General features: G+C 67.7%; 22 protein-coding genes. 10 read left to right on the forward strand and 12 right to left on the reverse strand.

Annotation, left to right across the window (positions count from 1 at the left end; all coding sequences use genetic code 11):
* The first annotated feature begins 40 nt into the window (after positions 1–40).
* Together AC5Y4C_RS00560 and AC5Y4C_RS00565 are read left to right on the forward strand one after the other, a co-directional pair.
* The gene (locus AC5Y4C_RS00560; RefSeq protein WP_499962250.1) at positions 41–817 is read left to right on the forward strand and encodes an alpha/beta fold hydrolase; all 777 of its coding nucleotides are present in this window, start codon (positions 41–43) and stop codon (positions 815–817) included.
* On the forward strand, positions 814–1,110 hold the full coding sequence (locus AC5Y4C_RS00565; protein ID WP_499907792.1) for an MGMT family protein: 297 nt from the start codon (positions 814–816) through the stop codon (positions 1,108–1,110). Before AC5Y4C_RS00560 ends, AC5Y4C_RS00565 begins: the two co-directional genes overlap by 4 nt.
* On the opposite strand, the gene AC5Y4C_RS00570 is transcribed toward AC5Y4C_RS00565, so the two are convergent.
* The 8 genes from AC5Y4C_RS00570 to AC5Y4C_RS00605 all read right to left on the reverse strand — a co-directional run bounded on the left by AC5Y4C_RS00570 (position 1,084) and on the right by AC5Y4C_RS00605 (position 10,781).
* Positions 1,084–1,812, reverse strand: coding sequence for a sirohydrochlorin chelatase (locus AC5Y4C_RS00570; protein WP_499962248.1), 729 nt, complete (start codon positions 1,810–1,812; stop codon positions 1,084–1,086). The two genes, AC5Y4C_RS00565 and AC5Y4C_RS00570, sit on opposite strands and share 27 nt — an antisense overlap.
* Entirely contained in the window at positions 1,806–2,951 is a 1,146-nt protein-coding gene (locus AC5Y4C_RS00575) for a uroporphyrinogen-III synthase (RefSeq protein WP_499907790.1), read from the reverse strand. The genes AC5Y4C_RS00570 and AC5Y4C_RS00575 overlap by 7 nt, the downstream gene beginning before the upstream one ends.
* On the reverse strand, positions 2,923–3,294 hold the full coding sequence (gene nirD, locus AC5Y4C_RS00580; protein WP_499907789.1) for a nitrite reductase small subunit NirD: 372 nt from the start codon (positions 3,292–3,294) through the stop codon (positions 2,923–2,925). Before nirD ends, AC5Y4C_RS00575 begins: the two co-directional genes overlap by 29 nt.
* A gap of 63 nt (positions 3,295–3,357) precedes the next feature.
* Positions 3,358–5,865 (reverse strand): nitrite reductase large subunit NirB, encoded by a 2,508-nt coding sequence (nirB, locus tag AC5Y4C_RS00585; protein WP_499962246.1) that lies wholly within the window; start codon positions 5,863–5,865, stop codon positions 3,358–3,360.
* Positions 5,862–7,337 carry a nitrate/nitrite transporter gene (locus tag AC5Y4C_RS00590; RefSeq protein WP_499908065.1) on the reverse strand — a complete coding sequence of 492 codons (1,476 nt, stop codon included), beginning with the start codon at positions 7,335–7,337 and terminating at the stop codon, positions 5,862–5,864. The genes nirB and AC5Y4C_RS00590 overlap by 4 nt, the downstream gene beginning before the upstream one ends.
* Positions 7,338–7,385: 48 nt before the next feature.
* On the reverse strand, positions 7,386–8,240 hold the full coding sequence (locus AC5Y4C_RS00595) for a TIGR02569 family protein (protein ID WP_499907787.1): 855 nt from the start codon (positions 8,238–8,240) through the stop codon (positions 7,386–7,388).
* Between the two features lie 142 nt (positions 8,241–8,382).
* Positions 8,383–9,561, reverse strand: a complete 1,179-nt coding sequence (gene moeZ / locus AC5Y4C_RS00600; protein ID WP_499962244.1) for an adenylyltransferase/sulfurtransferase MoeZ — start codon at positions 9,559–9,561, stop codon at positions 8,383–8,385.
* 194 nt (positions 9,562–9,755) lie between these two features.
* Positions 9,756–10,781 (reverse strand): DUF3152 domain-containing protein, encoded by a 1,026-nt coding sequence (locus AC5Y4C_RS00605; protein ID WP_499962242.1) that lies wholly within the window; start codon positions 10,779–10,781, stop codon positions 9,756–9,758.
* A gap of 102 nt (positions 10,782–10,883) precedes the next feature.
* On the opposite strand from AC5Y4C_RS00605, the gene fasR reads away from it, so the two are divergent.
* Complete coding sequence (gene fasR, locus AC5Y4C_RS00610) at positions 10,884–11,570, forward strand: HTH-type transcriptional activator FasR (RefSeq protein ID WP_499962240.1); 687 nt, start codon at positions 10,884–10,886, stop codon at positions 11,568–11,570.
* Between the two features lie 31 nt (positions 11,571–11,601).
* Here the strand turns inward: fasR and AC5Y4C_RS00615 are convergent, their stop codons facing one another.
* The gene (locus AC5Y4C_RS00615; RefSeq protein ID WP_499907783.1) at positions 11,602–11,829 is read right to left on the reverse strand and encodes a DUF3107 domain-containing protein; all 228 of its coding nucleotides are present in this window, start codon (positions 11,827–11,829) and stop codon (positions 11,602–11,604) included.
* A 179-nt stretch (positions 11,830–12,008) separates the two neighbouring features.
* Between AC5Y4C_RS00615 and AC5Y4C_RS00620 the strand changes: the two genes are divergently transcribed.
* Positions 12,009–12,653, forward strand: coding sequence for an MmpS family transport accessory protein (locus AC5Y4C_RS00620; RefSeq protein WP_499907782.1), 645 nt, complete (start codon positions 12,009–12,011; stop codon positions 12,651–12,653).
* Between the two features lie 5 nt (positions 12,654–12,658).
* Here the strand turns inward: AC5Y4C_RS00620 and AC5Y4C_RS00625 are convergent, their stop codons facing one another.
* Positions 12,659–13,363 (reverse strand): ferritin-like fold-containing protein, encoded by a 705-nt coding sequence (locus AC5Y4C_RS00625; protein WP_499907781.1) that lies wholly within the window; start codon positions 13,361–13,363, stop codon positions 12,659–12,661.
* A 220-nt stretch (positions 13,364–13,583) separates the two neighbouring features.
* Here AC5Y4C_RS00625 and AC5Y4C_RS00630 point away from each other — a divergent pair, with 220 nt between their 5' ends.
* Both AC5Y4C_RS00630 and AC5Y4C_RS00635 read left to right on the forward strand, forming a co-directional pair.
* Positions 13,584–15,086: a DEAD/DEAH box helicase gene (locus AC5Y4C_RS00630; protein ID WP_499962238.1), complete on the forward strand. Its 1,503-nt coding sequence runs from the start codon at positions 13,584–13,586 to the stop codon at positions 15,084–15,086.
* Between the two features lie 9 nt (positions 15,087–15,095).
* The gene (locus tag AC5Y4C_RS00635) at positions 15,096–16,310 is read left to right on the forward strand and encodes an Rv3212 family protein (protein WP_499962236.1); all 1,215 of its coding nucleotides are present in this window, start codon (positions 15,096–15,098) and stop codon (positions 16,308–16,310) included.
* Here the strand turns inward: AC5Y4C_RS00635 and AC5Y4C_RS00640 are convergent.
* Positions 16,307–17,104 (reverse strand): ParA family protein, encoded by a 798-nt coding sequence (locus tag AC5Y4C_RS00640; protein WP_499962234.1) that lies wholly within the window; start codon positions 17,102–17,104, stop codon positions 16,307–16,309. The genes AC5Y4C_RS00635 and AC5Y4C_RS00640 overlap by 4 nt on opposite strands.
* Before the next feature lie 57 nt (positions 17,105–17,161).
* Between AC5Y4C_RS00640 and AC5Y4C_RS00645 the strand changes: the two genes are divergently transcribed.
* From AC5Y4C_RS00645 to AC5Y4C_RS00655, 3 genes are read left to right on the forward strand one after another with little or no spacing between them, the layout of a single operon-like run.
* Positions 17,162–17,770: an acid phosphatase gene (locus AC5Y4C_RS00645; protein WP_499962232.1), complete on the forward strand. Its 609-nt coding sequence runs from the start codon at positions 17,162–17,164 to the stop codon at positions 17,768–17,770.
* Positions 17,767–18,858 carry an isochorismate synthase gene (locus AC5Y4C_RS00650; protein WP_499962231.1) on the forward strand — a complete coding sequence of 364 codons (1,092 nt, stop codon included), beginning with the start codon at positions 17,767–17,769 and terminating at the stop codon, positions 18,856–18,858. Before AC5Y4C_RS00645 ends, AC5Y4C_RS00650 begins: the two co-directional genes overlap by 4 nt.
* The gene (locus AC5Y4C_RS00655) at positions 18,855–19,337 is read left to right on the forward strand and encodes a GNAT family N-acetyltransferase (protein ID WP_499962229.1); all 483 of its coding nucleotides are present in this window, start codon (positions 18,855–18,857) and stop codon (positions 19,335–19,337) included. The genes AC5Y4C_RS00650 and AC5Y4C_RS00655 overlap by 4 nt, the downstream gene beginning before the upstream one ends.
* Here the strand turns inward: AC5Y4C_RS00655 and AC5Y4C_RS00660 are convergent.
* The gene (locus AC5Y4C_RS00660; protein ID WP_499962227.1) at positions 19,289–19,738 is read right to left on the reverse strand and encodes a hypothetical protein; all 450 of its coding nucleotides are present in this window, start codon (positions 19,736–19,738) and stop codon (positions 19,289–19,291) included. The genes AC5Y4C_RS00655 and AC5Y4C_RS00660 overlap by 49 nt on opposite strands.
* Before the next feature lie 5 nt (positions 19,739–19,743).
* Here AC5Y4C_RS00660 and AC5Y4C_RS00665 point away from each other — a divergent pair, with 5 nt between their 5' ends.
* A complete protein-coding gene (locus tag AC5Y4C_RS00665) occupies positions 19,744–20,703 on the forward strand; it encodes a diacylglycerol/lipid kinase family protein (protein WP_499962225.1) in 960 nt (319 codons plus the stop codon).
* Positions 20,704–20,830 lie beyond the last annotated feature (127 nt).

Genomic DNA, 20,830 nt, shown 5'->3' on the forward strand with positions numbered 1-20,830 from the left:
CACGGGGGTCTGACAAGTTGCGGTTTGGCAGGATCGAGCCATGTCTGATCTGCACGTCTACCGATACGGACCCGACGGGCCGATCAGGGTGCTGGCGATCCACGGGCTGACCGGACACGGCAAGCGCTGGCAGAGGTTGGCCATCCAGCACCTCGCCGACGTCACCGTCGCCGCGCCGGACCTGTTGGGGCACGGGCGCTCGTCGTGGAACGCGCCGTGGACCATCGACGCGAACGTCGCCGCGTTGGCAGCCGTGCTCGATGCCGACGGCGGCCATCCTGTGGTGGCGGTCGGGCATTCGTTCGGCGGGGCGATCGCACTGAGCCTGGCTGCACAGCGGCCCGATCTGATCGACGCGCTGGTGCTGCTCGACCCCGCGGCCGGTCTCGATGGCGGCCGCATGCGCCAAATCGCCGTCGAGATGCTGGCATCCCCCGACTACGCCGACCGCGATGAGGCCCGCGCCGACAAGCTGTCCGGATCGTGGCACGAGGTCCCCGAGGAGGACCTCGAAGCCGAGCTGGACGAGCACCTGGTGCCCTGGCCCGGTGGCCGGGTGGGGTGGCGGATCAGCCTACCGGCGATGATGTCCTACTGGAGTGAGCTGGCCCGGCCAATTGTCCTGCCCCGCAGTGGTATTCCGACGACACTGATGCGTGCCACCAAGACGCAGCCGCCGTATGTCACAGACGCGCTGGTGCACGGGTTGTACGACAGCCTCGGCCCTGACTTCACCCTCGTCGACGTCGACTGCGACCACATGCTGCCGCTGGCCCGGCCCGGCGACACCGCGGCGGCAGTGCGGCACCGGCTATGACGGCTGTCAGCGATGCCGACGTCGAACGGGTACGCGCGCTGGTCTCGGCCATACCGCCGGGAAAGGTGGCGACATACGGCGACATCGCCAGTGCTGCAGGGCTTTCCAGTCCACGAATTGTCGGCTGGATCATGCGCACCGACTCCGCTGACCTACCGTGGCACCGCGTGATCCGCGCCGACGGCCGTCCCGCACCGCACCTGCGGACCCGGCAACTGGCGTCGCTGCGCGCCGAAGGAGTGCTGGCCGTCGACGGCAGAGTGCCGCTACGCGACGTCCGCCACACGTTCTGACTGCACCGTCGAGACCCGCGCCAGCGCGGCGTTCGATAGTGCGATACCGTCGCGGCATTCGAAGCGGGCCGCCACGAGGTCGACGAGTGCGGGGTGCAAACCCAGCGGGGCGGTCACCGCGGTCGCGCCACAGTCGGCCAGCCGATCGTGAAAGAGGCCAGGGGCCAACAGATACGACGCGACGAACACTCTGCGTCGCCCCGCGGCCCTCAGCTCATTGACGACGTCACCCACCCGTGGTGCGCCCGTGGCCACGAAGCCGATCGCTACCCGGCCGACGTGGTGCTCCAATAACTTTGCGGCACAGCGCAAGTCGCGATCAGCTCGGGGGTCTGACGATCCGGCGGCTGCCATCACGACCGCATCGCCAGGATGCCAACCCGCCTCGCGCAGGCGGTCACGCATCACCACCGCCAGCGCGGGGTCGGGCCCGATCGGCGGCCGCACCGACACGCCGGTGCAACCACTTTCGGCAACCCGCGCAGGCAGGTCGGTGTGGACGTGATAGCCGCCAGCCAGAAACGCGGGAACGACGATCGCGGGACCTCGGCTGAGCGCAAGCACCTCAGCGGGATTCGGTCCGAGCACGTCGACGAACGCGGTGTGCACCGCGCCGACACGGCGTGCTACCGCGGCACTCAGCTCGAAGACCGATTGCACACCGGCGCTGCTGCGGGTGCCGTGCGCGACGAGGATCAGCATTCGGCCGGATCGATCGCCAGCCGGTAGCCGCGCTTGACGACGGTCTGGATTGCACCCGGCGCACCGAGTGCCGAACGCAGCCGGGCCATCGCGGTTTCCACTGCGTGCGTGTCTGCTCCGCCGCCGGGCAGCTGGGCGAGCAACTGCTCGCGCGACACCACCAATCCAGGATTGGCCATCAGCCGGCGCAACAATGTCATTGCGGCAGGCGGCAGAGTTCGGATTTCGCCGTCGACAGCGACTGTCGAGCTGCGCACGCTGATGCGATGACCGCCTGCCGTGAAATGGGAAGCACGCCTTGGTACTTCGTCGCTGATGAGCCGAGCGAGCGCGCCCAGGCGATAGCGTTGCGGGTAGGTTGCCGGCACTCCGAGCCGGCGCAGGGGCGCGGCGGTGACCGGGCCGACGCAGATCGCTGCGACGTGCTCGCGCAGCGCCTCGACGAGCTCGCTCACGCATCCAAGGGCCTTGGCTCGCTGCAACATCGACGCAGCCGCAGGCGCACTGGTGAAGCTCACGGCGTCCACGTCGGCGTTGATGATCATGCCGATCAGCTGGTCCATCGGACGGCTGTCCTCCGGTGATTCCCAGCGGTAGACGGGTACTTTCACGACGTCTGCACCCGCCATGGTCAGCGCATCGCAGATGTCGGCGTTGGGTTCCCACTCCGACGCTGCGCCGTGTAACTGCACCGCGACGCGCAATCCGGCGGCGCCGTCGGCGAGCAGCCGGTCGAGAACCTCAGCTGACGCCTCCGAGTCCGGGCTCCATTCCTCGCACAGGCCGGCTTGACGAACAGCGCCGCGCGCCTTCGGCCCGCGCGCGAGGATGCGTGTCGAGCCGAGCGCTTCGGCAAGCTCGTCCGCCACGTCCCAGCCGTGCGCGGCCTCGATCCACCCGCGGAACCCGATGCCCGTCGTCACCACGACGACATCGGGTGGTTGCGCGATGAGAAGCTCTGTGACGCGGCGTAATTCGGTGTCGTCGATCAGCGGTATGATCCGGATCGCCGGTGCATGTACGACCGTCGCGCCGCGGCGCTCGAGAAGGGTGATGAGCTCTTCGGATCGTCGCGCCGCGGTCACGCCGATCGTGAACCCTCTCAGCGGTTCATTCGCAGGCGATTTCAACGATTCCATCAGTCACTCGCACGTCGTAGACCTTCAGCGCGCGCGACTCGTCATCGAGGCAGCGTCCATCCCGAAGAGAGAAAACTTGTTTGAGCAGAGGCGACGCCACCGTCGGCTCACCATGCCGATCGCCGGTGATGCCGCGCGACATCACCGCGGCCCGGCCGAACGGGTCGATGTTGCTGACTGCTGCCAATGTGCCGTCGGCCAGCAAAAACAATGCCGCTTGTTGCCCGTCGGCAAGCAACACCGCGACACCCCGGCCGGGCAGTAGCTCATCGAGGCGGCAGGCCGCGGTCCACGTGCGGGTGGTTAGGTCGGCGGTCCGGGGGCCGTCAACGAGAACGGTCATGAGTGCCCACTCCTTGCTGAAGTTGTTGTGAACCCATTGCAGTCAAGTCGTGTTTCGAAGCCATTAACTCGACCTTTCGCGCGTGTCACCGAATCGCGGTGTGCCCAACAACACAGGCACCTTGCGCGGGCCGCTGTCGTCGAAGACGACGGTCGGATCGGCTCGGTCGGGTGCGTTGACGAACGACACGAACCTCGACAGCTTTGCGGGATCGGCCAGTACACCGGCCCATTCGTCGGAATAGCCGGCGACATGGCGCGCCATCGCGGCCTCGAGATCGGCGGCGATTCCGAGCGAGTCCTCGCACACGACGGCGCGGATGTGATCGAGGCCACCATCGATCGTTTCCTGCCAGACGGCGGTGCGCTGCAGCCGGTCGGCCGTGCGGATGTAGAACATCAGATAGCGGTCGATGTAGCGGACCAGCGTCTCCGAGTCCAGATCGCCGGCGAGCAGCTGTGCATGCTTCGGAGTGGCGCCGCCGTTGCCGCCGACGTAGAGGTTCCAACCCTTTTCGGTCGCGATGACGCCGACGTCCTTGCTGCGTGCCTCTGCGCATTCCCGTTGGCAGCCCGACACGCCCATCTTGATCTTGTGTGGCGAGCGCAGCCCGCGGTACCGCAGCTCCAGTTCGACGGCCATGGCCACGGAGTCCTGCACGCCGTAGCGGCACCACGTCGAACCCACACAGCTCTTCACCGTCCGCAGGGCTTTGCCGTACGCGTGGCCGGATTCCATGCCGGCGTCGATGAGCCGTTTCCAAATCGCCGGAAGTTGTTCGACGCGAGCGCCGAACAGGTCGATGCGCTGGCCACCGGTGATCTTCGTATACAAGCCGAAATCGCGGGCCACCTCGCCGATGGCGATCAGTTTTTCCGGGGTGATCTCGCCCCCCGGCAGACGCGGCACCACCGAATAGGTGCCGTTGCGCTGCAAATTGGCCAGGAAGTGGTCGTTGGTGTCCTGTAACGCGGCGGCCTCGCCGTCGAGGATGTGGTCCGACGACGTCGACGCGAGGATCGACGCAACCACCGGTTTGCAGATGTCGCAACCGGTTCCGCTGCCGTACTTACCGATCAGCGCGGAGAACGTGCGAATGCCGGTAGCGGCGACGATCTGGAACAGCTCCGCGCGGGATTGACTGAAGTGTTCGCACAACGCCTTGGACTGTTCGACACCCTGTGCCTCCAACAGCCGCTTGAGCATCGGAACACAGCTGCCGCAAGATGTCCCGGCCGCGGTGCAGCTCTTGATGGCGGGCACATCGCAGGCGCCCTCTGAAATCGCCGAGCAGATAGCACCTTTGGTGACCGCGTTGCACGAGCAGATCTGCGCCTCGTCGGGCAGCGCGCCCACTCCGACCTCGGCGCCGGCCGGGGCAATCAGCGACGCCGGGTCGGCGGGCAGTGGGCGCCCGACGAGCGGACGCAGCGTGCCGTATGCGGTCGCGTCGCCGACCAGGATGCCACCCAATAGCGTCGAAGCATCATCAGAGACAACGAGTTTCGCGTAGGTCCCTTTTGTCGGATCGTTGAGCACCACTTCCAGCGCGCCGTCAGTGGTGGCGTGCGCGTCACCGAAGCTGGCCACGTCGACACCGAGGAGCTTGAGCTTGGTCGACATGTCCGCGCCGGGGAACTCCGCGGTGCCGCCCAGCAGCCGGTCGGCCACCACCTCGGCGGTGGCGTATCCCGGTGCCACCAAGCCGTAGCAGCGGCCTTCGATCGCCGCGACCTCGCCGACCGCGTAGATGAACGGATCACTTGTGCGACAGGTGATATCGGTCAACACTCCACCGCGTTCGGCGATGGCCAGTCCGCATGAGCGGGCCAGTTCGTCGCGGGGGCGGATACCGGCGGCGAAGATCAGCAGCCCGGCATCGATCACCGAACCGTCTGACAGCGCGGCCGTCAGCCCGTCGTCGCGCGGTTCGATCGCGGTGGTGGAAACACCGGTGTGTACTGTCAGGCCCAGCTTCGTCACCAGACCGGCAAGCACAGCGCCACCGCCGTCGTCGACCTGTGCCGGCATCAGTCGGTTACCGAACTCGACGACATGCGGCCTCATGCCCAGCAGGCGCAAGGCATTTGCGGCCTCCAAACCCAGCAGCCCGCCGCCGACGACCACACCGTCAGCGCCCGGGGTCACCGCCGCGCGGATCGCGTCGAGATCGTCGAGGGTGCGGTAGACGAAGCAACGCTGGCTGTCGCCGCCGGGCACGGGAGGCACAAACGGATACGAACCGGTGGCCAGCACCAGCGCGTCGTAGCCGAGCTCGTCGCCGGTCGACGTGGTGACCACCTGTGCGTGGCGATCGATCGAAACCGCCCGCGTCCCGGTGCGCAGGTCGACGAATTCGTCGCTGCCGTAATCGCTTCCGGGAAGGGCGAGTGCGGCGCGATCCCAGGTGCCAACGTATGACGACAGCGCTACCCGGTCATAGGCGGGCGTGGGTTCCTCGCAGAGCACCGTGATCCGCCAGCGCCGGTCGGCGTCGCGGTCGCGCAACGCTTCGACGAACCGGTGGCCCACCATGCCGTGGCCCACCACCACAACGTGTTTCGTGGTCATGCCGGCACCACCTCCGGTGTCGCGAGCGAGGAAACAGTGGCGGGACGGCGCACGTAGGCCAACCACGTGATCGTCGCGCACACCACGTAGCAGGCCAGAAAAATCCAGAACGCCATCGTCGCCGAGTGCGCCGCGGACAGATAGGAGGCCCGTAACACGAGGTTGATGCCCACCCCGCCGAGTGCGCCGATGGCGCCGGCGATACCGATCAGCGCGCCGGACATGCTCCGCGACCATGCAGTCTTTTCTGCCGCGCTCAGGTCGTCGCGGCTTTGGGCCTTCGCGGCGAAGATCGACGGAATCATCTTGTATACCGAGCCGTTGCCGATCCCGGACAGTAAAAACAGCGCCACGAACCCGATCACGTAGGCGGTCATGATGCCGCCGGAAGGCGCACCGGGTGTGGCGTCGTCCAGCCGTCCGGCGACCACCAGCCAGCCCGCCGCAGCGATCATCGCCACGAACGTGTACAGCGTCACCTTGCCACCACCGATCCGGTCGGACAGCCAGCCGCCGGGCGGCCGCGACAACGAGCCCAGAAGCGGCCCGATGAAGGCGATTTGAGCGGCGTGCAGCGACGCCTGGGCGGTCATCGCGGCGGTGGCCGGGCCACCGTGAGCGAGGCTGGCCAGGAAGTTCATCTGCAGCACCTGGCCGAACGCGAATGAAAATCCGATGAACGACCCGAACGTTCCGATGTAGAGCAGTGCGATCAGCCAGGAGTCGCGGAATGCCATCACTTCGACCATCGAGCGCACATTGGTCTTCTGGTGCTTGAGGTTGTCCATGAACAACGCCGCACCCACTGCCGCGAACGCGATCAGCACCAGGTAAACCGCGCACACCCAGTGCGGGGACCGGTTACCGACGGTCGCGATGACCAACAGGCCGACCACCTGGATCACCGGGACACCGATGTTGCCGCCGCCCGCGTTGAGGCCCAGCGCCCAGCCCTTGTGCCGCTGTGGGTAGAACGCGTTGATGTTGGTCATCGACGAGGCGAAATTGCCGCCACCGACGCCCGCGAGTGCCGCCACCAGCATGAAGGTGGTGTACGACGTGCCGGGGTGCGCCATGAAATACAGGGTCATCAGCGTCGGGATCAACAACAGCGACGCGGAGAAGACCGTCCAATTGCGGCCGCCGAAGCGGGTGACGGCGAACGTGTACGGGATGCGCATGATCGCACCCACCAGCGTGGGGACCGCGACGAGGAAGAACTTGCCCGCGGGGTCGATGTGGTAGACGGCCTGGGGCATGAACAGCACCATCACCGACCAGATGGACCACACCGAGAAGCCGACGTGCTCGGCGATGACGGACCAGATCAGGTTGCGGCGGGCGATTCTCGCGCCGCCGTTGTTCCAGGCGTCGAGGTCTTCGGGGTCCCAGTTGTCGATGTCGTGTCTGCGTGTCCGGGTGAGCATGCGGCCACGGTAGGAAAACCGTGTTGCGGCAACGCTGCAGGCGATGACCTGCTTGATACATCCTTCTCACATGCCCGCGGCCGGGCCGGTGAGCTAGAGAATCAGCCGGACCAGCGCGGCGGTTCGGGCCAAACCGGGAAATGCGGCCGCCGTGGAGCGCGGGTGCAGAGCATGTACGGCAAGACGAAACATCAACGCGCGCAACAACATTTGCGGCCATTCCGGTAGCGACGCCCACCGCTCGATGAGTCCGTCGTCGGCGTCGCCCCAGGACAGCGCGTCCACCACGGCCACGCCCGCCGCCCACGACGCGGGTCGCCAGTACGGCGTGATGTCGGTGATGCCGGGAGCGGCAGTGCCTGCGAAAAGCACTGTGCCGTAAAGATCGCCGTGAACCAGCTGACTGGGACTCTTCGTCGGCTTACGCAGCCCGGCGAGTTGGTTGATCAAGTCGAGCGAACGCTGCCCGTCCGGAGATCCGGGTGACACCCGGGCACCTGACGGCCAGGAGTGCAGGGGGCGCTCCTCCCACGCGGCACGGTCCGCGGCGACGAACACGTCGACGTCGCCCCACGGCGCCACCGGCGGCTGCGTCAGAAACCGCGGCCGTTCCAGCTTCGCGGTGGCCTCGTGCAGGCGCACCCCGGCCGACACCACCTCGTCGTGCCGCGGCTCCGGGGTTCCGGCGACGAAAGTGTCGGCGCGCCAGCCGGATACCACGTAGCGGCCGTCGGTGGAGCGCACCGGCCGGGCCAGCCGCACGCCGTCGACGAACAACGTTTCACGCACCTTCGCCGACCAGGCGGCACGGGCGTGGTCGGCGATCATCGACAGCACGACCTCGCCGCAGCGGAAACCGCCTTCCCACCCGGCCCCCAGCGGTACCGGACGAAATCCGCTCAGCCCGAACGCCGCCTGCACATGCTCCGGCGGACGCTCGACGATCATGGCGTCAGGTTACCTGCGCAAACGACTGCGGCCCGCGGGTGACCGAGCCGTGTCGGACGCGTCGTTACGCCGTTGAGACTGCGCGGAGATCGTGATGTGCGCCGGTTTCGCGATCTGCACGCAGTATCGACGAGAACGGTCGTCAGTACATCACCATGTCGGGTTCGAGCTGACGTGCCCAGGCCACGATGCCGCCCTGCAGATGTTTTGCGTCGGCGAAGCCGGCCTTCTTCACCGCGGCCAGTGCCTCCGCGGAACGCACGCCGGTCTTGCAGTACAACACCGGCATCCGGTCCTGCGGCAGCATGGCCAGGCCCTCGCCCGACTCGATCGTCGACTTGGGTACCAACTGTGCGCCGTCGATGTGGTTGATGTCCCACTCGACCGGCTCGCGCACGTCGATCAGCGCCACTTTCTTGCCCGAGTCCAACAGCTCACGCAGTTCGCGGGGCGTCAGCGACGAGTCCGCAGTGGCCTGGGCGGCATCCTCGGAAACCACACCGCAGAAGTCCTCGTAGTCGATCAGCTCGGTGATCTTGACGGTCTCGGGATCCTTGCGGATCTTGATCGTGCGATAGCTCATCTCGAGAGCGTCGTAGACCATCAGCCGACCGAGCAGCGGTTCACCGATTCCGGTGATCAGCTTGATGGCCTCAGTGCCCATCACCGACGCGATCGACGCACACAAAATCCCCAGCACCCCACCTTCAGCGCACGACGGCACCATGCCCGGCGGCGGAGGTTCGGGATACAGGTCGCGGTAGTTCAGGCCGAGGCCGTTGGGCGCGTCCTCCCAGAACACCGACACCTGGCCCTCGAAGCGGTAGATCGAACCCCAGACGTAGGGCTTGCCGGCCAGCACGGCGGCGTCGTTGACCAAATACCGGGTGGCGAAGTTGTCGGTGCCGTCGAGGATGAGGTCGTACTGCTCGAACAGCTCCACCGCGTTGGACGGCTCGAGCCGGAACTCGTGGAGGCGGACGTCGACGAGCGGGTTGATCTCGTGGATCGAGTCGCGGGCGCTTTGGGCTTTGGACCGGCCGATGTCGGACTGGCCGTGGATGATCTGGCGCTGCAGGTTGGATTCGTCGACGACGTCGAAGTCGACGATCCCCAGGGTGCCCACGCCTGCGGCTGCCAGATACAGCAGCGCGGGCGAACCCAGGCCACCGGCCCCGATCACCAGCACGCGCGCGTTCTTCAGGCGTTTCTGCCCCGCGACGCCGAAGTCGGGAATGATGAGATGACGGCTGTAGCGCGCGACCTCGTCACGCGTCAGCTCGGCCGCGGGCTCCACCAGCGGCGGCAGGGTTGTCGACACCCGAGTTCTCCTTGATCAGCGGTTCCACCCACAGAATCCACCCACAGAATAGGCACCCCGAGCAACGACGAATGCCGGTCAGAGCTTCCCGGCGACGAACCCGTCGCGCACGGTCGTCGGGCGCCGGCGTGCGTCGTCGTACAGAGATCTCGGCGTGTCGGTGCACAGACGCGCACGCTGGCGCAGACGAGGGGTCAGGCGATCGGGTAAGGCCACGGGTTGAAGCGGCACACCTTGCCGTCGGGCTTGACGGTGTCGGGGTCGAACTTGGCGGCGTCGTTGTCGTCGGTGGAGAACGTCTGCTGCATCATCACCGGGGCCAGCCCGCCGTTGTCGGCGCACGGCTCGTGGTGCTGATAGCCGATCGCGTGGCCCACCTCGTGGTTGATCAGGTACTGCCGGTACGAGCCGATGTCGCCCTGGAACGGCACCGCGCCCCGCACCCAGCGCGCCTCGTTGATGAACACCCGATGCTGCGTGTCAGCGCCGTACGCCGGGTTGTAGCAGGACGCCTCCAGCGGAATCTCGTACCCGCAACCCTCCCGGGTGGTCATCGGCGACGTCAGCGACACCCGGAAGTCGGGCTTGCCGGGCACCGAAGCGTCGACCCGGCGAAACCCGAACTGGGGATTGTGCGTCCAGCTCTTCGGGTTGGCCAGTGTCTGGCTGACCATCCGGGCGAAGCCTTCGTCACCGCCGTACGTGGCGGTGTCGAGGCCGTCTTCCACCTCTACGGTGTAGGTGAACGCCTTGGTGGTGCCCTGACCGACCTGTTGCTCGACGCCGGGTACGACGTGCCACGTCTTGGCCCCCGCCTCGGTGTAGGGGCCGCCGTCCGGCAGGACACCGGTGGGCAGGCTTGCGTCGAATTGGGTGAGCCCCTTCGGTGGTGCGCCGACGATCGCGGTGCCGACGGGGCTGATGGTCTGCGCCGGACCCTCACGCGGCGGCGCGGCCGACTTGTTGTCGCCGTCGAGCACCTGCACGATCGCCAGCACCGTCACCACCGCGAGCACCGGCAGCGCATACGCCCGCCAGCCATACGTCGACACGAACCGGCCCAGCCACGTTCGCTTGCGCCAGCGTTGTCTGCCATCGCGATTCGACCGGATCCGCCCGTAGTCGGCCCCCACCGGGTCGCGCTGGGCCCGCAACGGCTCCCGCCACTCGTTGCGCAGCACCGGCACGCGACCGCCACGGCGCCCCGGGTCGTAGGTCACGAAACACAGAATGTCACAGCCCAAGCAGGTGGCACTTCCGCCGCACCGCAGGCGGCGGTAGTAGTGTCAGACTCCTGAACCAGCGGTCGAATGAGGATGGGGATGAGCGAACTCGCCAACACCGCCGAAAGGCGCGGGAACGCGTTCGCCACAGGCGACGACGTCACCGGAAACGCCCATAGCGGCAACCGGCGCGGCAACCGGCTCCCCCGCGACGAACGCCGCGGTCAGTTACTTGCCGCTGCCAGTGAGGTTTTCGTCGACCGCGGCTTCCACGCGGCGGGCATGGACGAGATCGCCGACCGAGCCGGGGTCAGCAAACCTGTTCTGTATCAACATTTCTCGAGCAAACTCGAACTGTACCTGGCGGTGCTGGAGCGCCACGTCGACAAGCTGGTATCGGGCGTGCGGCAGGCCCTGCGCACCACGACCGACAACCGCCAGCGGTTGCGCGCAGCGGTGCAGGCGTTCTTCGACTTCATCGAGCACGACAGCCAGGGCTACCGACTGATCTTCGAAAACGACTACGTCACCGAGCCGCAAGTGGCCGCACAGGTGCGGGTCGCCACCGAAAGCTGCACCGATGCCGTGGCCGACCTGATCAGCCGCGACTCCGGATTGGAAGCTCATCGCGCCCGGATGATCGCGGTGGGGCTGGTGGGCATCAGCGTGGACTGCGCCCGGTATTGGGTGGGCGCCGACCGGCCGATCTCCAAAGAGGACGCCGTCGAAGGGACCGTTCAGTTCGCCTGGGGCGGGCTGTCACACGTGCCGCTGACGCGCTCCTGAGTAGCGGCTTGCCGCGCGTTCACGCAAGCGCTCAAGCGCCGCCAAAGCCCACCCGGCGCACGTCGGCGATCCCAATCTCCACATAAGACACCTTCGACGTCTGCACCAGCACTTTGCGGCCGCGCTCGTCGGTCAGCTCGAGCACCGGCGAACCGCTCTCCAACGCGGCGCGGACTTGCTCCTCGACCTCCGCGGGCGTCTGCGAGCTGTTGAGCACGAGCTCGCGCGGGCTTTCCGCAATGCCGATCTTGACCTCCACGCTGCACCCTTTCGTCGCTCTCCGTTCCCGACAGCAGGCTAGTTGAACCCTTCGGCGGTATGCGAAGACGGCATCAACCTGTAACCGGACGTGTACCGCAAGCGCGTCGAAGGGCCGGCGTCCGTCACTACCATCGGGCCGATCCAGCGCCAAGGCCGACGGGGAAGAACACGCACGCGATGACTTGGGACACGACGACGAAGCAGCTCGACGAGCGCGCCGGCGATGTCGACGAGATCGTCTACTACGAGGATTCGTCGCGGTGGCGCTGGGCGGGCGTGCTGGCCGTCGTGGTGGTGGTGCTGGCGGTGATCGGCGCGATCGGGATCGTGCGCGGCGGTGACACCGCGTCCACGTCGGCAACGATCCAGCCGTCGCGCACACCGGCGGCTCCGTCGGCGGCCGCACCGTCGCCGACGCCGCCCCCGATGACGACGACGCCACCGCGGGCCTCGGCGCCGCCCACCACCTCGCTACCCCGAGAGACTTTCACCACGCTGACACCGACGGCCGCCTCCACGGCGACGCCGACCCCTGCCGTCCCGCAGACCGATCCGCGCACCATCACCTACACCGTGTCGGGCACGCGTCAGCCCGGCGACATCGTCACGGTCACTTATCTCGACGAAACAGGCCTTCCCCGAACGGAATTCAACGTCACGCTGCCCTGGACGAAGACGGTCGTCTCGGGGGGCAACATGTTGCTGAACTCGGTGACCGCCGTGAGCGTCGCCAGCCACCTCAACTGTGCGATCGCCGACGCCAACGGCCAGACCATCGCGGCGCAGGACTACAACACGATCGCGGCGACCTGCAACCGCTGAGCCAGCTAGGCCAGGCCCAGTTCGGCCATCCGCTCGGCGTGCGTGCGCTGCAACCGCTCGAAGAACGTGGTGATCTCGCCCAATCCGCCGGTACCCGACACCACCAGGTCGGCCAGGTCGTCGTGCTCGGCCAACACGTACTGCGCCTGCGTGATCGCCTCGCCGAGCAGCCGGCGCGCCCACAGCGTGAGCCGGTTGCGCTGCTTGCCGCTGGCCGCCACTGCGGCGCGCACCTCGGCCACCACGAACTGCGAATGCTCGGTCTCGGCGAGCACGCCGCGTACCACGTCCGCGACCTCGTCTGGCAGCACGTCGGCGATCTCGCGGTAGAAGTCGGCGGCCAGGGCGTCGCCGATGTAGGTCTTGACCAATGCCTCCAGCCACGTGCTGGGCGTGGTCAGCCGGTGATAGTTCTCCAACGCGGACACGTAGCGCGTCATCGCCTGCTCGACGTCGATTCCACGGGCCGCCAACGCGTCGCGAAGCAACTCGTAGTGGCGCATCTCGGCGGCCGCCATGCTGGCCATCGCGATCCGGCCGCGCAGGCTCGGCGACATCCGGGCTTCGTCGGTGAGCCGGTAGAACGCGGCGACCTCGCCGTAGGCCAGCAGCGCAAACAGCTTGTCGACGCCCGGATGGTCGGCGGGAATTCGCGACGCGGGCCGGTCCGCGAGCTGTTCGGCGGCAGCGGCGGGCTGCGTGAAACTCATGGCCGACAGCCTAGCCCGGTATGATGGCAGCAGGCGGCCGCGTAAGCCGCCGCTCCGATATGTGCGTGCACGCAGTTGGCCCGCCTTCCGATAAGCGCAGGGCCATCGGAGTCGGCACCGATTTGGTGCCGGCCAGACGTGAACATTCGAACTCGTGCGCGCGTGGCGACAACGATTGCCGGCCCCGCTGGCGCGGAGAACGAATGACACGAAAGGCCACATGACCGCCCTCAACCCCACATTTGCCAAGCTCGGCGTTCGCGACGAAATCGTGCGCGCACTGGCCGAGAACGGAATCGAACACCCTTTTGCCATCCAAGAACTGACGCTGCCGCTGGCGCTGGCCGGCGAGGATCTGATCGGCCAGGCGCGCACCGGCATGGGCAAGACGTTCGCCTTCGGTGTACCGCTGTTGCACCGAATCACCACCGACGACGAACGCCCGCTTGCCGGAGCGCCCCGCGCGCTGGTCGTGGTGCCCACCCGCGAGTTGTGCCTGCAGGTCTTCGGCGACCTGTCCAGCGCCGCGAAATACCTGACGGCCGAGAACGGTAGGCCACTGTCGGTGGTGTCCATCTACGGCGGCCGCCCGTACGAACCGCAGATCGAGGCGCTGCAGAAGGGGGCCGACGTCGTCGTCGGTACTCCCGGCCGCCTCCTGGACCTGGCACAGCAGGGCCATCTGCAGCTGGGCGGGCTGTCGGTGCTGGTGCTCGACGAGGCTGACGAGATGCTGGACCTGGGCTTCTTGCCCGACATCGAGCGCATCTTGCGGCAGATTCCCGACAACCGGCAGGCGATGCTCTTCTCGGCGACCATGCCGGACCCGATCATCACCCTGGCCCGTACGTTCATGAACCGGCCCACCCACATCCGCGCCGAGGCGCCGCACTCCTCCGCCGTGCACGCCACCACCGAGCAGTTCGTCTACCGTGCGCACGCGCTGGACAAGCTCGAGCTGGTCAGCCGCATCCTGCAGGCCCGCGGCCGCGGCGCGACGATGATCTTCACCCGCACCAAGCGCACCGCGCAGAAGGTGGCCGACGAGCTCGCCGAGCGCGGCTTCAAGGTGGGCGCGGTGCACGGCGACCTCGGCCAGATCGCCCGCGAGAAGGCGTTGAAGGCGTTTCGCGGTGGCGACATCGACGTGCTGGTGGCCACCGACGTGGCCGCGCGCGGCATCGACATCGACGACGTCACCCACGTCATCAACTACCAGTGCCCTGAAGACGAGCAGGCATACGTGCACCGCATCGGCCGCACCGGCCGCGCCGGCAAAGCCGGCGTCGCGGTCACGCTGGTGGACTGGGACGAGCTGGCCCGCTGGTCGCTGATCGACAAGGCCCTCGACCTGGGCTGTCCCGATCCGCCGGAGACTTACTCCAACTCGCCGCATCTGTACACCGAACTGGACATCCCCACCGACGCCGGTGGCCGCGTGGGTCCCGCGAAGAAAGCCGCAGCTTCGGGCGGACGATCGAATGGCTCATCGCCGCGGCGCAACGGCGACGAGCAGCCTGCCCGCCGAAGCCGCTCGCGGCGACGCACCCGCGCGGGTGAACCGGTCACCGGCCACGTCGAAGCCCAAGCCGACACGGCAGAGGCCGACCAGCAGACCGCTGAGTCCGGTTCCGCCGGCCGGCGGCGTCGGCGGCGGCGTCGTCCGCGGCAAGCCGTGTCCTCAGGCGCAACCGCCAGCGGCGCGTCGCCATCTGCCGGCTGATCCACCCCGTTGGTCAAACCCGAGCGCCGCACTAAAGGCGACATCCTGGCGGCCGCAGCCATCGTGCTGGTCATCGCGGTGGCGGGGGCGCTGATCTGGTGGCACAGCGACGCCCGCGCGACGATCAGCCGACCGGCCGCCGCACCGGCGCCGCCGATCAACCAGGCCCGTGCCGTTCCGGCGAATCTGCGTCAGCTGTGGAGCGCGCCGAGTCCGGTGACCACCGAGCCGGTGATCGTGACCAGCACTGTGGTGACCGGGGAAGGTCACGAGCTGGTGGGTCGGGACCCGAAGACCGGCTCGCAGCGGTGGAGCTTCGCCCGAGACCGCGACATCTGCGCGGCCACATGGGTCTACGACCTGGCAGTTGCCGCCTATCCCGACAGCCGCGGCTGCGGTCAGATCAGCACTGTCCAGGCGCGCACAGGCGAGCGCGGACCCACCCGTACGTCGTACGCCGACAAGCAGGTCAGGCTGTCCACCGACGGCACCACCGTGCTGTCCGCCGGACGCACCCGCTTGGAGATGTGGCGCTCGGACATGGTTCGCACGCTCGCCTACGGCGACATCGACGCACCGGTCAATCCACCTGTGCCGCCGAAGCCGCCGTGCCAGTTCTTGTCGACGGCGGCGAGTACGTCGGCCGCGGCAGTCCTGGAAACCTGCAGCAGCTTTCCGGATGTGCGGCTGACGCTGCTCAAAGTTTCCAAGGAGGACGTCGAGCCCGACGAGAAGTACGTGCAGCAGCCCGGGCTCAAGCCGGACGCTGGCGCGAAGGTCCTGGCGGTGTCGGACCTGCGGACGGCGGTGTACCTGCCGACGCCGCAGCCACGCGTCGTGGTGTACGACGAGACCGGTCAGGAGACCGGCAACACGCTGCTGCCCCGCCGACCCGGGCCGCAGATCGCCGTGTCGCACGCCGGTGACCTGGTCACGGTATGGCTTGGCGACAGCGTCGCAGTGCTGGACGGCTCTAGTCTGGCCCTTCGCTACACCATCGCCTCGGGCAGCGCAGCGCCGTTGGGGCCGGGCAAGATGATGGCCGATCGGCTGCTGATCCCGGTCACCGGCGGCATCGGGGTGTATGAACCCAAAACCGGAGCATTCGAGCGGCTGATTCCCGTCGACCGCGGCATCGTCGCGGGTCCGATCATGCTCGGTGTCGTCGGCACCACCGTGGTCGAACAGCGTGGCGCCACGGTGGTCGCGCTCGGCGAGGCCTAGTTGACCTCCGGCGTGAAGCTCGCCAGCGGCTTGCCCGACTTCCAATGCTTGAGCAACGAGGCCGCCAGATCGCGGTAGGCCGCAGAGCCCTTGTTCTTACGCCCGGCCAGCACCGAGCAGCCCGAGGCGCTGGCCTCCGCGAACCGCACAGTACGCGGGATGGGCGGGGCCAGCACCGGCAGGTCGTAGCGGTCGGCAACGTCGAGGAGCACGTCGCGGCTGTGAGTGGTGCGCGAGTCGTACAGCGTCGGGAGCGCGCCCAGCAGCTTGAGGTCTGCGTTGGTGATCTGCTGCACGTCGGCGACCGTGCGCAAGAACTGGCCGACGCCGCGGTGCGCCAAGGTTTCGCACTGCAGCGGCACGATCACCTCGTCGGCGGCGGTCAGCCCGTTCAGCGTCAGCACCCCCAGCGACGGCGGGCAGTCGACGATGACCACGTCGAATTCGTCTTTGACCTTGGCCAGCGCGCGTTTGAGCGCGTACTCGCGGCCGGCGCGCATCAGCAGCATCGCCTCGGCACCGGCAAGGTCGATGTTGGCCGGCAGCAGTGTCATGCCCTCCTCGGTGTCCACCAGCGCCGCCGACGGCTCGACCTCACCGAGCAGGACTTCATGCACCGACACCGGCAGCTTGTCCGGATCATGGCCGAGAGAGAAGGTCAGACATCCTTGCGGGTCCAGGTCGACCAGCAGCACCCGCCGGCCCTGCTCCACCATCGCCGCCCCCAACGACGCGACCGTCGTGGTCTTGGCGACCCCGCCTTTCTGGTTGGCCACTGCCAATACTCGCGTCACGCTGCCATCCAAGCACGCAGTCGGGTCGGTGTGGGTTAGTGCGGCAGAATCGGCAGGGTGGGTCTGCACCAGCACCGGCTGCTGCTACTTCGGCATGGTGAGACGGAGTGGTCGCGGAGCGGAAAACACACCAGCCGCACCGAATTGGACCTCACGGAGACGGGCCGCACACAGGCGAAATCCGCCGGCGAGACGCTGGCCCAGCTAGGTCTTAACAACTCGTTCGTGGTGTGCAGCCCGCGCAAGCGCGCGATCGTCACCGCCGAGCTCGCAGGGCTGCGCGTGGACGACGTGACACCGCTGATCAGCGAATGGGACTACGGCGACTACGAAGGCACCACCACCGAGGAGATCCGCAAAGCCGTACCGGACTGGTTGGTGTGGACGCATGGCTGCCCCGGCGGCGAAACCGTCGCCCAGGTTCGCGACCGTGCCGACCAGGCGATCGCGCTGGCCCTGCAGCACATGGAATCGCGTGACGTGCTGTTCGTCGGCCACGGTCACTTCTCCCGTGCGGTCTTGACCCGCTGGATCGAACAACCGCTCTACGAAGGCATCCGGTTCTCCATGGTGGCGGCAACGATCGCGGTGTGCGGGTTCGAACACAACGTCCGCCAAATCAGCCAACTCGGCGTCACCGGTTACCCGCGCCCGCTTTACCGATGACCCCATCGTTCGTGTTGAGTGGCCCCGGCGGCACCCTGGTGGCCCACGGTGCCGCCGCCGCATACTCTGACATCTCCGCCGCGCAGGCCGGCCTGCGATCCGGGCAGACCCCAATTGTTCTGGGCGCGTTGCCATTTGACGTCCGCATGCCCGCGGCGTTGACGGCTCCACAATCCTACGCATTCGGCGACCGGCTGCCGTTCGGGCCGCCGCGCACGGAACCGGCGCCCCGGATCGTGGCCAGCGTTCCCACGGCCGACGAGCACGGCGAGCGGATCCGGCGCGCGCTCGCGGTGTTGCGCGACCCCAGTGGCGGGCTGCGCAAGGTGGTGCTGGCGCGGGCGCTAGAGTTGGTGTCCGAGACGCCGTTGGAGGTTTTGGGCATTCTTCACCGGCTGACCCAAGCCGATCCGCATGCCTACACCTACTTGGTCGACCTGTCGGCGGCCGGCGCCGACTACGACGGACGCGCACTGGTGGGCGCGAGCCCCGAGCTTCTGGTGGACCGCCGCGGGGACCTGGTGATCTGTCAGCCGTTCGCGGGCTCCGCGCCACGCTCCCCGGACCCGGACGTCGACCGCGCCAACGGCGTCGCGCTTGCCGCCTCGGCCAAGAACCGCGTAGAGCATGAGCTGGTGGTCGACGCGATGCGCAAAGCGCTGGACCCGTTGTGCGTCGACTTACAGGTCGCGCCCACACCTCAGCTCAGCCGCACCGCGGCGCTGTGGCACCTGAGCACGACCATCACCGCGCGGCTGCGCGACTCGTGCACTACTGCACTGGATTTAGCGCTGGCCCTACACCCCACACCGGCAGTCGGCGGAGTGCCCGCCGATATCGCCGCGGACATGATCGCCGAACTGGAAGGCGACCGCGGCTTCTACGCCGGCGCAACCGGCTGGTGCGACAGCCGCGGCGACGGTCGCTGGGTGGTGTCGATCCGCTGCGCGGTGCTGTCGGCGGACCGGCGCAGCGCGCGCGCCTACTCGGGCGGCGGGATCGTCGCCGATTCGCAGGTCGACGACGAAATCGACGAGACCACAACGAAATTCAGAACGATCCTTTCGGCGCTGGGGGTGACGCCGTGACGGCTGCGATCCGCCGCGCCCGACCCGGCGACGAGGCAGAGCTGACCGCGATGATCCACGAGCTGGCGGAGTTCGAGCGGGCCGCCGACCAGTGTTCGGTGACCGAAACACAGTTGCGCACAGCGCTTTTCGGGGCTGAGCCGACCGTGCGCGGACATGTGGCAGAAGTAGACGGCGAGATTGCGGCCGCGGCGCTGTGGTTCCTCAATTTCTCCACCTGGGACGGTACCGCGGGCACCTATCTGGAGGATCTCTACGTTCGGCCCGTGTTTCGTCGCCGCGGGCTGGCCCGCGCACTGCTGCGCGAGTTGGCACGCGAATGCGTCGCCGCCGGGTATACCAGGCTGACGTGGGCAGTGCTGGACTGGAACGTCGATGCGATCGGCCTATACGAGGCCGTCGGCGCACGACCTTTGACCGAGTGGATCACCTACCGGCTGTCCGGCCCCGGGTTGTCTGAGCTAGCCGAATCAGACTGAGCTGCCGCCCATTTCAGCGCCGGCGGACTGAACAGCAAAGCCAGCGTCATCAGCGCCACCAGGCCCAGTGGCGCACCGAGCTCGGGCCGGTGCGAACCGGCCAGCATGTAATACGCCACCGGCAGCAACAACAGCTGAGCGAACACCGCCAGGCCTCGGCCCCAGCGTCGTCCCCGCCACAGCGCCCACCCCGCCGCCGACACCGCGGCGGCGACGATCAGTAGCAGCCCGGCGGTGCCGTACGCCACTCGAGCGTCGGCACCCCGAAGTCCGGCGATCGCGATCGCAAGCGCATAGAGCAATCCGGTGAATCCTTCGAGCAGCACGAGCACGCCGGTCCCGCGAACGACAGGAGGAACAGCACCGGTCACGGACCTCAGCGTAAACACCCTTAGGCTCATGGCTCGTGCGCGCGGTGCTGATCGTCAACCCGAACGCGACGTCGACCACGCCGGCGGCGCGCGACCTGCTGGCCCACGCGCTGGAAAGCCGCACGCAGCTGACCGTTGAGCACACCGATCACCGCGGACACGCGATCGAGATCGCCCGGGCCGCCGCCGACGACGGGGTGGACGTGGTGATCGTCCACGGTGGCGACGGAACGGTCAACGAGGTGGTCAACGGCATCCTCGGGCCGCCGGCCGACCGGCGGACCGCCCACGCGCCAGCGGTCGGGGTGGTGCCGGGTGGATCGGCCAATGTGTTCGCCCGTTCGCTCGGCATCAGCCCGGACCCGGTGGAGGCCACGAACCAGCTCGTCGACCTGCTCGGCGTGCACCGCGACGACCGCAGCTGGCGGCGGATCGGCCTGATGGATTGCGGGGAACGCTGGGGCGTGTTCACCGCGGGCATGGGCCTCGACGGGGAGGTGGTGGCGGCGGTCGAGGCGCAGCGGGACAAGGGCCGCAAGGTGACGGCGTGGCGCTACATCCGCACCACTGTGCCGCTGGCGCTGCGCAGCGCCCGCCGAGAACCGGTGCTCAGCCTGCAGCTGCCTGGCCGGGAGCCGATCGACGGTGTGCACTTCGTGTTCGTCTCCAACGCCAGCCCGTGGACCTACGCCAACAACCGGCCGGTGTGGACCAACACGACCACCACCTACGAGACCGGCATCGGCGTGTTCGCCACCACAGGCATGAACGTGTTCTCGAATTTGCGGCTCGTGCGCCAGATGCTGTCCAAACGCCCCCGGATTCACGCGAAGCACCTGGTCCGTGACGACGACGTCGCCTGGGTGCGCGTGACTTCGACCACACCGGTGGCGACCCAGATCGATGGCGACTACGTGGGGCCCCGCGACGCGATGACATTCACCGCTGTTCCCGATGCCCTAGCGGTGGTCGCGCCGCCCCAGGAATCAGGCTGACCAGCTCCGACCTGATTACACACTCGAAGCAGGGCCGAAAGTGTAGTACAAACGGATAGGGAATCCGGGAACAGATTCTGATAGTGAGATTGCCCACGAGTTACCGCAGAGTGTTGACATCTGTTGA

The sequence above is a fragment of the Mycobacterium sp. NGS35 genome, from assembly GCF_059812855.1.

Excerpts from the sequence above, each read along its gene's own strand:
- AC5Y4C_RS00570 (WP_499962248.1), bottom strand. The coding sequence starts at position 1,812 with ATGCTGATCCTCGTCGCGCACGGCACCCGCAGCAGCGCCGGTGTGCAA.
- nirB (WP_499962246.1), bottom strand. The coding sequence starts at position 5,865 with ATGACCACGAAACACGTTGTGGTGGTGGGCCACGGCATGGTGGGCCAC.
- nirD (WP_499907789.1), bottom strand. The coding sequence starts at position 3,294 with ATGACCGTTCTCGTTGACGGCCCCCGGACCGCCGACCTAACCACCCGC.
- AC5Y4C_RS00565 (WP_499907792.1), top strand. The coding sequence starts at position 814 with ATGACGGCTGTCAGCGATGCCGACGTCGAACGGGTACGCGCGCTGGTC.
- AC5Y4C_RS00650 (WP_499962231.1), top strand. The coding sequence starts at position 17,767 with ATGACCCCATCGTTCGTGTTGAGTGGCCCCGGCGGCACCCTGGTGGCC.
- AC5Y4C_RS00625 (WP_499907781.1), bottom strand. The coding sequence starts at position 13,363 with ATGAGTTTCACGCAGCCCGCCGCTGCCGCCGAACAGCTCGCGGACCGG.
- AC5Y4C_RS00630 (WP_499962238.1), top strand. The coding sequence starts at position 13,584 with ATGACCGCCCTCAACCCCACATTTGCCAAGCTCGGCGTTCGCGACGAA.
- AC5Y4C_RS00620 (WP_499907782.1), top strand. The coding sequence starts at position 12,009 with ATGACTTGGGACACGACGACGAAGCAGCTCGACGAGCGCGCCGGCGAT.
- AC5Y4C_RS00560 (WP_499962250.1), top strand. The coding sequence starts at position 41 with ATGTCTGATCTGCACGTCTACCGATACGGACCCGACGGGCCGATCAGG.
- AC5Y4C_RS00595 (WP_499907787.1), bottom strand. The coding sequence starts at position 8,240 with ATGATCGTCGAGCGTCCGCCGGAGCATGTGCAGGCGGCGTTCGGGCTG.
- fasR (WP_499962240.1), top strand. The coding sequence starts at position 10,884 with ATGAGCGAACTCGCCAACACCGCCGAAAGGCGCGGGAACGCGTTCGCC.
- AC5Y4C_RS00575 (WP_499907790.1), bottom strand. The coding sequence starts at position 2,951 with ATGGAATCGTTGAAATCGCCTGCGAATGAACCGCTGAGAGGGTTCACG.
- AC5Y4C_RS00660 (WP_499962227.1), bottom strand. The coding sequence starts at position 19,738 with ATGAGCCTAAGGGTGTTTACGCTGAGGTCCGTGACCGGTGCTGTTCCT.